Origin of the sequence: Peribacillus folii (genome assembly GCF_030271255.1) — a bacterium.
Taxonomy (GTDB): Bacteria; Bacillota; Bacilli; order Bacillales; family DSM-1321; genus Peribacillus.
Map to the genome: position 1 here is coordinate 234612 of NZ_JASJOM010000008.1, position 12307 is coordinate 246918.

The 12307-nt window shown below is 46.7% G+C and carries 15 protein-coding genes; 3 read left to right on the plus strand and 12 right to left on the minus strand.

The features are described from left to right. Nucleotide 1: 1 nt before the first annotated feature. The 6 genes from hisA to QNI08_RS15730 all read right to left on the minus strand — a co-directional run bounded on the left by hisA (nucleotide 2) and on the right by QNI08_RS15730 (nucleotide 5140). Nucleotides 2-736: a 1-(5-phosphoribosyl)-5-[(5-phosphoribosylamino)methylideneamino]imidazole-4-carboxamide isomerase gene (gene hisA / locus QNI08_RS15705; RefSeq protein WP_285768341.1), complete on the minus strand. Its 735-nt coding sequence runs from the start codon at nucleotides 734-736 to the stop codon at nucleotides 2-4. Then, complete coding sequence (gene hisH / locus QNI08_RS15710; RefSeq protein WP_285768342.1) at nucleotides 733-1365, minus strand: imidazole glycerol phosphate synthase subunit HisH; 633 nt, start codon at nucleotides 1363-1365, stop codon at nucleotides 733-735. The genes hisA and hisH overlap by 4 nt, the downstream gene beginning before the upstream one ends. After that, nucleotides 1366-1953, minus strand: coding sequence for an imidazoleglycerol-phosphate dehydratase HisB (gene hisB / locus QNI08_RS15715; RefSeq protein ID WP_285768343.1), 588 nt, complete (start codon nucleotides 1951-1953; stop codon nucleotides 1366-1368). 73 nt (nucleotides 1954-2026) lie between these two features. Further along, complete coding sequence (gene hisD, locus QNI08_RS15720) at nucleotides 2027-3307, minus strand: histidinol dehydrogenase (RefSeq protein WP_285768344.1); 1281 nt, start codon at nucleotides 3305-3307, stop codon at nucleotides 2027-2029. Between the two features lie 26 nt (nucleotides 3308-3333). Beyond that, a complete protein-coding gene (gene hisG / locus QNI08_RS15725; RefSeq protein WP_285768345.1) occupies nucleotides 3334-3963 on the minus strand; it encodes an ATP phosphoribosyltransferase in 630 nt (209 codons plus the stop codon). Continuing rightward, nucleotides 3956-5140, minus strand: a complete 1185-nt coding sequence (locus QNI08_RS15730) for an ATP phosphoribosyltransferase regulatory subunit (protein WP_285768346.1) — start codon at nucleotides 5138-5140, stop codon at nucleotides 3956-3958. The genes hisG and QNI08_RS15730 overlap by 8 nt, the downstream gene beginning before the upstream one ends. Nucleotides 5141-5612: 472 nt before the next feature. Between QNI08_RS15730 and QNI08_RS15735 the strand changes: the two genes are divergently transcribed. The 3 genes from QNI08_RS15735 (at nucleotide 5613) to QNI08_RS15745 (ending at nucleotide 7523) form a co-directional block, all read left to right on the plus strand. Next, complete coding sequence (locus QNI08_RS15735) at nucleotides 5613-6683, plus strand: processed acidic surface protein (RefSeq protein WP_285768347.1); 1071 nt, start codon at nucleotides 5613-5615, stop codon at nucleotides 6681-6683. A gap of 1 nt (nucleotide 6684) precedes the next feature. Continuing rightward, entirely contained in the window at nucleotides 6685-7308 is a 624-nt protein-coding gene (locus QNI08_RS15740) for a class D sortase (protein ID WP_285768348.1), read from the plus strand. A gap of 71 nt (nucleotides 7309-7379) precedes the next feature. Next, a complete protein-coding gene (locus QNI08_RS15745) occupies nucleotides 7380-7523 on the plus strand; it encodes a YwzD family small protein (protein ID WP_285768349.1) in 144 nt (47 codons plus the stop codon). Between the two features lie 38 nt (nucleotides 7524-7561). On the opposite strand, the gene QNI08_RS15750 is transcribed toward QNI08_RS15745, so the two are convergent. From QNI08_RS15750 to QNI08_RS15775, 6 genes are all read right to left on the minus strand, one after another. Continuing rightward, nucleotides 7562-8080: an acyltransferase gene (locus QNI08_RS15750; protein ID WP_285768350.1), complete on the minus strand. Its 519-nt coding sequence runs from the start codon at nucleotides 8078-8080 to the stop codon at nucleotides 7562-7564. After that, complete coding sequence (ppaX, locus tag QNI08_RS15755; protein WP_285768351.1) at nucleotides 8077-8745, minus strand: pyrophosphatase PpaX; 669 nt, start codon at nucleotides 8743-8745, stop codon at nucleotides 8077-8079. Before ppaX ends, QNI08_RS15750 begins: the two co-directional genes overlap by 4 nt. Next, nucleotides 8735-9676, minus strand: coding sequence for a nucleoside recognition domain-containing protein (locus QNI08_RS15760; RefSeq protein ID WP_483313786.1), 942 nt, complete (start codon nucleotides 9674-9676; stop codon nucleotides 8735-8737). The genes ppaX and QNI08_RS15760 overlap by 11 nt, the downstream gene beginning before the upstream one ends. Nucleotides 9677-9706: 30 nt before the next feature. After that, a complete protein-coding gene (lgt, locus tag QNI08_RS15765) occupies nucleotides 9707-10519 on the minus strand; it encodes a prolipoprotein diacylglyceryl transferase (RefSeq protein ID WP_285768353.1) in 813 nt (270 codons plus the stop codon). Between the two features lie 24 nt (nucleotides 10520-10543). Next, nucleotides 10544-11479 carry an HPr(Ser) kinase/phosphatase gene (gene hprK, locus QNI08_RS15770; RefSeq protein ID WP_285768354.1) on the minus strand — a complete coding sequence of 312 codons (936 nt, stop codon included), beginning with the start codon at nucleotides 11477-11479 and terminating at the stop codon, nucleotides 10544-10546. 260 nt (nucleotides 11480-11739) lie between these two features. After that, nucleotides 11740-12111 (minus strand): iron chaperone, encoded by a 372-nt coding sequence (locus QNI08_RS15775; protein WP_285768355.1) that lies wholly within the window; start codon nucleotides 12109-12111, stop codon nucleotides 11740-11742. Nucleotides 12112-12307 lie beyond the last annotated feature (196 nt).

Sequence of the window (12307 nt, forward strand, 5' to 3'; positions counted from 1 at the left end):
ATCAACCACGCACCTTTTCCAGCGCTTCGGCAACGGTAAAGCGATTCGTATATAGCGCCTTGCCAATGATCGCCCCTGCAATTCCTTGCGCTTCATGCTCCTTAAGGGTAAGGATATCTTCCAAGGAACTTATGCCGCCCGATGCGATCACATTTTTTCCTGTTGCCTCAGCCATGGCCAAGATCCCCTTGACATTCGGTCCCGAAAGCATGCCATCCGTCGCAATATCCGTCACGATGAACGTCTCCGCACCTGCATCAGCCAGCCGTTTACCAAGCTCAATTGCAAGGGTCCCGGACGTTTGCAGCCAGCCATGGGTCGCGACCCTGCCGTCCTTGGCATCTATGCCAATCGCAATATGCTTTCCATACTTCCTGATCATATCCTTCGTGAACACGGGATCTGAAACGGCTGTGCTTCCTAGTATGACACGTTCCACCCCATTATCCAGATAATGGGCGACATCCTGTTCAGTACGGATGCCGCCGCCGATTTGGATGCGTGCTCCTAACTCACTCGCTGCTTTGATCACGTATGAATCATTGATGCGAACTCCCTCTTTCGCCCCGTCAAGGTCGACCATATGTATCCAATCGGCGCCTTGGTCCGCAAAGCTTTTAGCCATATCGAAGGGAGAATCTCCATAAACGGTTTCCTGATTATAGTCCCCCTGGATCAAGCGTACGCATTTGCCTCCACGCATATCGATCGCCGGGTATATCGTAAAGTTGCTCATGCCTTTTCCTCCCCTTCCACTAATGACAAGTAATTCCTTAAAAGTGACATGCCCATCTGCCCGCTTTTTTCAGGATGGAACTGCATGCCGAATACGTTCCCTTTCGCCACGATTGCCGGCACTTCCTCGGCATACGTCGCGCTGGCGGCAATATAAGCGTCATCCGTAACGGCATAATAGGAATGCACGAAGTATACATGGTCCGCTTCCAGTCCTTCCGTCACTGGTGACACGTGTTTGAATTCAAGTCGATTCCAGCCCATGTGCGGAACTTTATACTCTGTACCATGCGCATCCACTCCCTTGAATCGAACGACTTTACCTGGGATGAGCGATAATCCCTGCGCCGGTCCCTTTTCCTCGCTTTCGTCAAAGAGAAGCTGCATGCCAAGACAGATGCCTAATACATAGCCCCCGCCTGCTGCGTATCGCTTAAGGAAATCAGCGAGGCCTTGTTTTTCCAAAAGGCTCATGGCATCCCTGAACGAGCCGACGCCGGGAAGAATGATCCCCCTTGCCTTTGACAGTTCTTCCGGGTCATCGGAAATGAATGAATCGGCACCAAGCCGTTCCAGTGCTTTGCTTACGGAAAACATATTTCCCATGCCGTAATCGACGATCCCGAGCATTTACAACATCCCTTTCGTCGAAGGAATGCCTTTGACACGCGGATCAATGGTCGTCGCCTCATCCAACGCACGTCCCATCGCCTTGAATATCGCTTCGATCATATGGTGGGTGTTATGGCCATAGTGAACGACTATATGCAAGTTCATCCTCGCTTCAAGTGCAAATTTCCAAAGGAACTCATGCACGAGTTCCGTATCGAACGTACCGACCTTTTGTGAAGGGAATTCAGCCCTGAACTCCAGATGCGGGCGGTTGCTTAAGTCAATGACAACCTGTGCGAGTGCTTCATCCATGGGGACGAAAGCATTCCCGTACCGTTTGATCCCGCGCTTGTCCCCAAGCGCTTCCAGTAACGTCTGGCCCAAGCAGATGCCAATATCTTCAGTCGTATGATGATCATCGACCTCCGTGTCACCTTTTGCATCGACGGTCAAATCGAAATTTCCATGTTTCGTGAACAAATCAAGCATATGTGTCATAAACGGGACGCCAGTCTTGATTGAGGAATTGCCCTCCCCATCCACACCGAATTTCAAGCTGATCTCCGTTTCATTCGTCTTTCTCTCCACACTGGCAAAACGTTCCATCGCAAATCCTCCTCATCGGGGTAAGTCCCCTTATCCAAAGCTGTAGCTTGCCTTTTTTTCGTAAAAACGCACCCTAATTCCCAGAATCATTCACCCCCCGTGATTCTATTGCACGGGCGTGAGCCTCAAGCCCCTCCATGCGGGCAAAAGCAGCGATTTTTTCTGCATTTTGGCGGAAGGCCGTCTCACTGTACATGATGATGCTTGACTTCTTTTGAAAATCATCCACATTCAGCGGGCTCGAGAAACGGGCCGTTCCGTTTGTTGGCAGTACATGATTGGGCCCAGCGAAGTAATCCCCGATAGGCTCCGAACTGTAGCGGCCGATGAAGATCGCCCCTGCATGCCGGATTTTGGCCATTACTTCAAGTCCATCCTTGGTCATGATTTCTAAATGCTCAGGTGCAAGCTCATTGATCGCTTCAATGGCTTCCGTCATATTCCCGCATACGATGATCCTTCCATAATCCTTTATCGATGCTGCAGCAATCTCCCGGCGGGGAAGCAGAGCTGCCTGTTTTGTCACTTCAGCAGCAACCTCTTCTGCAAGGGCCGCGGATACCGTCACCAAAACACTGCAAGCACGTGCGTCGTGCTCCGCTTGCGAAAGCAAGTCGGCGGCAACCTCCGCGGCTATGGCTGATTCGTCCGCGAGTACGGCAATTTCACTTGGACCAGCGATCATATCGATTGCCACGTCCCCGAATACCTCCCGCTTAGCCAGCGCAACGTACATATTTCCTGGGCCGACGATCTTGTCGACCTTTTTAATCGTTTCCGTCCCATAAGCCAGGGCAGCAATGGCCTGTGCCCCGCCAACTTTATAGATTTCCTTGACCCCGGCAATCTTAGCCGCCGCCAGGACCGCCGGTGATAATGTACCGTCTTTGCCTGGAGGGGATACCATAACGATTCGTTCCACCCCTGCAGCCTTGGCGGGCATCACATTCATCAGTACAGACGAAGGATATGCAGCCGTCCCTCCGGGTACATAAACGCCTACTGCATCAAGAGGAGTCAATTTCTGCCCCAGCATCGTTCCCGTTTCATCCGTCGTAAACCATGAATTCCTGATTTGTTTCTCGTGAAACATTTTGATATTGACGGCTGCCTCCTGAATGATGGAAAGCTGTTCAGCCGTTAAGGATGCTGCTGCTGCTTCCAGTTCCCTTTCCGATACCAGCAGTTCCCCAAGCCTGACCCCGTCAAAGCGCTCGGTAAAATTATGTACGGCGGAATCCCCGCTTTTCCTGACCTCATAAATAATATCCTGAACCGCTTTTCGTTGATCGGCTGTACCTGAATCAACCGAGCGCTTCAGTGAAATTCCTTCTGCAAACCGTTCAATTTTCATACGCTCACCTCATTCACGATTCTTTTTTATTCTATGATTTCTGCCAATCTATCCACGATCTCCGTAATCCTCGCTTCTTTAATTCGATAGCTGACCGGATTCGCCACCAGCCTCGAAGTGACATCAGCGATTTTCGCATATTCAACGAGTCCATTCTCCTTCAATGTCCGGCCGGTCGAAACGATATCCACGATCCGTTCCGCCAAGCCAATCAATGGCGCCAGCTCTATTGAACCATTCAGCTTGATGATCTCGACCTGCTCTCCCTGCTCCCGGAAATAATTTGAAGCCACATTAGGATATTTGCTGGCTATTTTAGGGGCGATGTCACTCATTTTCGTACCAGGCAATCCTGCCACGGCCAAATAGCAGGCACTGATCTTCAAATCAAGCAATTCATATACATCACGGTCTTCCTCCATCATGACATCCTTACCGGCAATGCCAATATCGGCGACACCGTGCTCGACATAGGTTACGACATCCATCGGCTTCGCCAATATAAAACGTAAATTCTCCTCTTCCACTTCAAGGATCAATTTGCGGGAATCATCAAACTCGGGAGGCAGACGAAAGCCCGCCGTTCTTAATAGCTCTGCCGCTTCTTCAAAAATTCTCCCTTTTGGCATCGCTATCGTTAAAAAACTATCATTCATCTTTGCCATTCCCCCCATTTCCTACAAATAAGTGCACCTCTGAAAAGGTTCTTGTGAAAGCATCGACGTTTTGGACGACGCTAATATCCTGAATCGTTACCCGTCTTCCCTCCGAACGCTTGATTCTTGCATGTTCAATCGCTTCCAATCTCCGTTCGGGGCTGAATAAAATGCACTCGGGCGCGTTAGGCTGCATCGGCTCCCCTAGAGCTTCGGCAAGCCGGTCGACATGAATCGCAAACCCCGTTGCAGAAGCATCCCATCCGAATTTTTCCAGGAGATTATCATATCTCCCGCCATTTCCGATTGGTGAACCGACCCGCTCTGCATAGACTTCAAATAAGGTACCCGTATAATAGCTCATGTGGCTGACCAATGTTAAATCGAAGCTCACATATTGATCAATGCCGAATTCCTGAAGCTGAACGGATAATTCCTTTAGCTCTGACAAGGAATCCTGCCCTTTATTATTTTCAACCAGTGCCAGCGCCTTCTCCAAGGTGCCCGCACTTCCCCTTAAGGAAGTGAACTCAATGAGCCGCTGCTTATCGATCGATGATAGCGGCAGCGATTTTACATGCTCCCGAAACCCGACATAATTCTTTTCATATAGAAACTTCCTTAATACGGATGCCCTTTCCTCCGTCCCTAATATGCTTAAGAAGAATTCCTGCAAAAAGCCAATATGGCCGATGGATATTTTGAATTGCCATAGACCGGCTGCCTTTAAAACATCCGCGAGCAGCGCAATCATTTCAGCATCTGCACTTATTGATTTATTGCCGATGGATTCAATGCCGATCTGTTCGAATTCTGCCGGCCTTCCGCCTTCACGCTGCTGGGCCCGGTATACATTCGCTGAATAGGCAAGGCGCAGCGGTATTTGCTGCTTTAACAGCTTTGATGCTGCAACACGGGCAATGGGCGCTGTCATATCCGGTCGCAATACGAGCGTATGCCCTTCGGAATCAAGAAGCTTAAACAGCTGTTGATCTAAAATGGCAGAGGCCTCGCCGATCGTTTCATAATATTCCAGAGCAGGGGTTTCAATAAATTGATAGCCCCACTTCTTGATTTCATCGCTCATTTCATTCCTGGCCTTCACTTTCGTTTCATATAGCACCGGCAGTGTATCTCTCATGCCTAACGGTTTCTCGAACATAAACGGCTTTGTCACGACTGCACATCCTTCATTAGTTATAGTAACCATCTATTCAATCAGTTCGCCTTCTATGGCCAAAACCAATATCCTTGCCGCTATTCCATTTTCTACATCCTTTTATCCTTCCAAAATCAAGCTCACTTGAATCCTGATTTTTGGATCATTATAAAAATAGTAGCAAAAAAAATAACATTATCCTATAAATAATCATAATAATCTTGCAAATCACTTTAGTTCGCTAATATGGTAACATGTTGAAGTTGTTACTAGTTTACCGCTGCCTTAACCTTCCGTCAAGAAAAAGCTCTCATTTCCCCTCATCCCACCCGAAACAACAGCGAGAGTAAAAAGAAACGAACATACCTTTAACCCATTTCCATCTTCCTATTTCCAGCCAATCATTGTTATAAATGTATACCTTTTGGTTTAGCTGCTTTATAATGGTTAGGAGTTTGGATTTATCAGAAAATACTGGAGGGAAATGAAATTGAAGAGATTTTTTTCGTTAGTTGTTGCACTTATCGTCCTTTTTTCAGTAGGCTCAATCGGAGCTAAAGGCTATGCTGCATCGAAGCTGAACCAAGATGAGCTCAATACATACCTGGCCGAAGTCCGAATGACGCAAAAGGAACTGGAAGATTACTTAGCCTATTATGACTTGACCTTGGATGAGATGGAATCGGTGGATGAGTTACGCGATACACTGGGACCTGCAGTCACTCCTGAGACGTTGAAGCAGTTATTGAAAGATTATGAGATGACAGAAGCGGAGCTGACGGAATTATTGATGGAATATGGTGAATTGGAAGAAGGAGAATCGATCATCGATACCTTCCATTTCATTTATGATATAGAAGACATTATCGATTTAGAGATGGGTTACGATGATGAAGACATGGAATACGATGAGGAAATGGGCGATTTATTGGATGGACTTTTCAGCGAGATCGGACTTACGGACGAGGAGCTTGAAAGATTCGTGAATCACCTTATGCCGCTCGTCGAGGATCCAGCATTCGAGGATCGCTTGATGGCGATTTCCGATCGGATGGACAAGCTGGCCGATTTTGAAACAATCGATCAATTGTCGGCAGCGCAAGTCGCTGAATTGCTTTCCATATACAATGATTTGCAAAGCTTGCTGCAAGTACAATTCAAGTTTGCCTTGATCCAGGATGGTGTCACTACGAACCTATCACTTGAAGCATTATTCAGACTTAAAGATTTGAATAATGCCAGTTTACTAGTTTCGATTTATGATTTAAAAGGCAATCTCTTGCTCGATTTCGTCTTGACTGGTGAAATGATCGGTTCCGATTTAGTGAAGGAAACCGGGAATGACATTAAGCAATCCACTCAAGTCATTTCTAAAGTGGCTGATGTAAAAGAAAAAAATGATATAAAAAAAGATAAGGAAAAGAAGAGACCGGCCCATAAAACGGTAAAAGGCGGATTGCTTCCTAAAACAGCCGGCAATTACCTATTGGGATCGTTGATCGGTTTAATGATGATGGGCATTGCATTCGGATTGATCAGAAAAGCGAGACATTCAAATTAAGATGAAGAAGAAATGGTTACTTGTCACCGCTGCTTGCTTTTTACTCCTCGGTTTTTATTTTACAACGACGAATGCCTATACACTGCTGAAGGGGTATGCGATATATAAGTGGAATAAGCCCGAAGCAACGGAGACAATGGCGCAGGCCAAGCAATCTAAGCCGGAGAAAAAAGCTGCTGTCCCCGGTGATCATGAGCTATATGAGCAACGGCCGGAAACAGGGGATCTGATGGGAGAGCTTTACATTCCAAAAATTAAGGCCACCCTTCCGATCTACCATGGAACCGATGAGGATGAACTCGAAAAGGGCGTCGGCCATTATGCAGGATCGGTACTGCCTGGAGAAGACGATAATTCGGTTTTATCCGGTCATCGGGATACCATTTTCCGGGAGCTGGGTGAAGTCGGCAAAGGAGACTTGCTGATCACCAAAACCGAAGCAGGCACGTTTACCTATAAAGTGAGGAAGGTCCGGATCGTCGATGCGGATGACCGTACCGTAATCGTTCCAAAGCCTAAAGCCACTCTTACAGTAACAACCTGCTACCCATTCTCATATATTGGTAGTGCACCGGAAAGATACGTACTTGTTGCCGATTTATTGAAAACTGATTTGAATGAATGAAGATAGGGGCTGAAGTTTTTTCAGCCCCTTCTCAATCAATCCATCACTTTTAAAAAAGGGGTTAGCTCATTATGGATAAACAAGCACAGGAAAGGTTTTTTCAAATCCTGAAAGAAACGTATGAAGCGACAGTGAACAAGGAGGATGTATCCATTGATGAAATCATGGACCATCTAAAAACCGAATTGACCCCCCTGTACCCTAAATGCCATTAAAAAAGGACGTGCCGCATAAATGGACAAGTCCTTCTTCTTCATATGGAAGTTTGCTGATCACGCTCAAGCATTTCCTCTTTCGTATAGATGACCTTCATGGGATTTCCTCCGACGAAAGCCCCCTCCGGAACATCCTTGTGGACAAGTGTCCCCGCAGAGACTATCGCTCCATCCCCGATGGTAATTCCCGGAAGAATAGTCGAATTGGCCCCTATCAGCACTTCATCACCAATAATCACTTCTCCTAATCGGTATTCCCGAATCAAATATTCATGGGCAAGAATTGTCGTATTGTAACCAATGACTGTATTCATCCCAACTGATATTTTTTCCGGAAACATCACATCCGGCATGACCATCAAGGCAAATGAAGTTTGCTTTCCGACCTTCATATGCAAAAAGTTCCGGTAAAGCCAATTCTTCATCCCCAAAAATGGTGTATAGCGGGCTAGCTGGATCACGATGAAGTTCTTTACCACCTTCCAGAAAGGAACCGTCTTATACACATGCCATAATGAGTTTGCCCCTTCGACTGGATGGCGGGTCGTGCGTCTCATCTTTTAGCCACTGTGAAGGTTTCAATCTCGACGATATCCAGGAGATCCGCCATATTTTCCAGCATATAATCCGGTTGATGACTCTCCACATACTCTCGGCCTTTAATCGACCAGGCTACCCCTGCCGTTTTTGTACCTGCATTCTTTCCGCCTGCGATATCATGATAGCTGTCGCCAACCATGATCGCTTCTTGAGGAACTGATCCCAGCTGATTCAGCGCCTTAACTAACGGCTCAGGATCAGGTTTTGCGTTTTTCACTTCATCCAGCGTAACCACGACTTCAAAAAACTGGTCCAGATTGCTAAGACGCAATCCCTTTTCGACGACATCGCGTTTCTTCGTCGTAACGACTGCCAGTTTATAGCCGGCCTGCTTCAATGTTTGAACCGTTTCGTATACTCCGTCAAATTGTGTCACGAGCGCATCATGGTTTTTCCAGTTATGTTCGCGATAGAAAGCGATCATTTCCTTCACCTGCTTCGGGTCAATCGCCGAAAATGTGTCGGTCAGGGTTGGACCGATAAATGGGATGATATCCTCCCGCTTGAACTGACCCGGACAAAAGTGGTTTAACGTTTCTGTAAACGAAGCAATGATCAACTCATTTGTATTGATCAATGTGCCGTCAAGATCGAATAATAAAGTATTTATGTTACTGCTCATATACAGCTTCCTTTCTCTGTATACTGTCAGACCGGTTCCAAATATACGCAACGACCATCGTTAGAACAATTGCGGTGAGCAAACGAATAAGTAACAACGGCAAGACCGGAATGCCCAGTGGGATGAATATTAATGTATCTTCAACGACAGCGTGACAGGCGACTAAAAAAATGAATGCAATTGTCATATCCTTTTTCGAAACATTGTCTTCTTTAGCTGCTTGGATCATGACGCCTGCTCCATATGCCAAGCCGAGGGTAAGCCCTGTCACGAATGGCATGGAAGCATTCTGCTTCATTCCCAGCAACCTCATGAAAGGAGCGAGTGCTTTCGAGAAGGCTTCCAGCCATTTTAAATCCTTCATGATTTGAACCACGACCATTAGCGGAATGACGATGACCGCCAGCTGAGCGATGCCGGAGAGGGCCTGAACGACCCCATGTATGAGGATTGCACCCATTCCGTTGACCTCGGCCGTTTCCCCGATGGCCATCCCTTGAGCCATTTCGGCCCCGCCCTGCCAAACCAGATTGATGACGATAGCAGACAAGAGAGCAAGCCCGATCCGGACTGTCAGGATGATCCAAAGCTTGACACCGGTTTTCATTGCAACGCCTGACTCGATCAATAAATTATGTGAAAATGAGAGCATCATCGCGATGATGAATACTTCTTTTACGGTCAGATCAAGCGTCAAGATACCGGCAATCGCTGCGTATAAATTGAGGAAATTCCCCAATACGAGCGGTATTGCAGCATCCCCTGGAAGACCGATGAGATTCATCAGGGGTGCAATCAGGTCGATGATCCACGGCAATACAGGCGTATATTGAAGCACGGTGACGATCAGCGTGACCGGAAATATCACCTTGCCCAATGACCAGGTTGTATTCAAGCCAGAAAGAAGTCCCTTTTTAACCGAATTCGCTATCACAATGTCCTCTCCCCTTACAGTGGATCCTTATGCATCCATATATCTTTTGTTTGCTTGCCCACTTACCCTTCTATAAATGATAAGGGCAATGGCTGCAGCTACCAGCACGATGGAGATCACTTGTGCGATTCGCAGTGAATCCGTCAGCATCAAGCTATCCGTTCGCAATCCTTCGATGAAAAAACGACCAACCGAATACCATAAGACATAGGTCAAAAATAGCTCGCCCCTGCGTAAGTTCACGTTGCGCAGGCTTAAGAGGATGATGACCCCGATGATATTCCAAATCGATTCATACAAGAAGGTCGGGTGATAATACGTACCATTTATGTACATTTGATTAATGATGAATTCCGGCAGGTGCATATTTTCCAGGAATGCCCTCGTAACCTCTCCGCCATGTGCTTCCTGATTCATGAAATTACCCCAGCGCCCGATCGCCTGCCCCAGCAATAAGCTCGGAGCCGCAATGTCGACCAGCTTCCAGAACGAGACCTTCTTGACCTTGGCGAAAACGATAGTGGTCAGCACCGATCCAATCAGCGCACCGTGAATGGCAATTCCGCCATTCCATATTTTTATGATATCCCCTGGGTTTTGCGAATAGTACTCCCACTGGAAAATGACATAATAAATCCGGGCACAGATGATTGCGACAGGAACGGCAAACAAAATCAAATCCGTAAATATTTCCTTATCAAGACCTCTTCGCTCCGATTCCCTCAATGCGATGATCAGTCCCAATAACACACCGAACCCGATGATCAGTCCATACCAATGAACCTGGATAGGTCCAAGATCAATCGCAATCGGATTCAGCGGCTGTATTCCTTGTTCCATTTTGACCCCTCATTTCCATACCGTTTAAAATTCCTCAGCTTCCGGATCTGCAATCGCGTGATTCAGGCGGTCCGAGAATTGTTCTGCCGCATTGACCCCCATTTTCTTCAGGCGATAATTCATGGCAGCCACTTCAATGATAACGGCTAAATTTCGTCCTGGACGAACAGGTACGGTTATTTTCGTCACTTCCGTATCGATGATCTTCATTTTCTCCTCATCAAGGCCGACACGATCATATTGCTTGTTTTTTTCCCATAGCTCCAAGCTGATGACGATTGAAATCCTCTTATTGCTGCGGACTGCACCAGCTCCAAATAAAGTCATGACATTGATGATTCCCAAGCCCCTTATTTCAAGAAGGTGTTCAATTAAATCCGGGGCGTTCCCGACCAATGTATCTTGGTCTTCCTGGCGGATTTCAACACAATCATCAGCGACCAGGCGATGACCCCGCTTCACCAATTCCAGGGCCGTCTCACTTTTACCCACACCGCTTTTCCCGGTAATCAATACACCCAAGCCATATATATCGACCAATACACCATGTACAGCCGTGGTCGGAGCCAACTTGCTTTCAAGGAAATTGGTCAGACGGCTGTATAACCGTGTTGTCTTCATATTCGATTTCATTACAGGAACCGATTCCCGCTCAGAAGCTTCAATCAACTCTAACGGCACTTCCTGACCGCGGGTGATGATGATGCCTGGAGTAAAGTCCCTGCACAGCTCTTCCATTCTCTGTACACGATCCGCTTCATTCAGCCGATTAAAGAAGGACATCTCCGTCATTCCTAAAAGCTGCACTCGATCGGCAGGATAATAATCAAAAAAACCGGCTATTTCAAGACCTGGACGAGATAAATCACTTGTGACGATCGGCCGGTTAATTCCTTCTTCCCCGCTGATGAGCTCAAGACCCAACGCTTCAACGATATCCTTTGTACGGACTTTTGCCATATATCTTTCCTCCTTCTGGAGCCATGCTGTTTTTCGAGATACTTTTACTATTTTAGCATTTTTCTGTTAATAACCAAACAAAGCGTCATCGATTTATCATTTTTTGTTTCACTTACCTCTTACTGAAGAAACAAACCAGGGTCTGGAATACGATTCGATTAAGTGAACCCATACCAAAAAAACCACACATTTTGAAAAAAGCCTGACCAAAATGTGCGGGTAACTTCCTTTATAGTTGGCTATGTATAAGGGAACCAAACTCATTTCCGCCAAAAGGTTGAACAGTCTGCCTTATCGATCATGTTGTACTCAATCATCTTCTCAAGTAATCGGAAATCGACCGGAACATCCCACCGGATGCGTACCAATTGCTTGGTGTGATCATAGCCAGCCTGTACGATTTGATCGGAAAAATGATTGATCCCTGCCGTTTCAGGGGCTACAGCCAGATGATGCTTGGCTACGCTAAAACCAATGATATATGTGCCATGATCGGTGAACATCGGCTGATTCCACGCAATCTTTGGCGCTAAATTCGGAAACGTCCCAGTTACCCATGCCAAGACCTCTTCCGTCCGCTCCCTATGTTCCTGATTAGCAATATTGTCCAAATACTCTGCAAAAACTTCCAAATCATTCTCCCCTTCCACTACTATTATCGTCTACATGCACTTCATCCATGCTGTACTTGAGATGACAAATTGAATCACTTTAATGAAAATGCAACTACCTCTAGACCATCATATCCAACGGCCTGACACGTTTCAACCCTATATGAACCAAGAATGCTGAATGACTTGGAAAAACCCGCCAATCGAATGGCGGGTT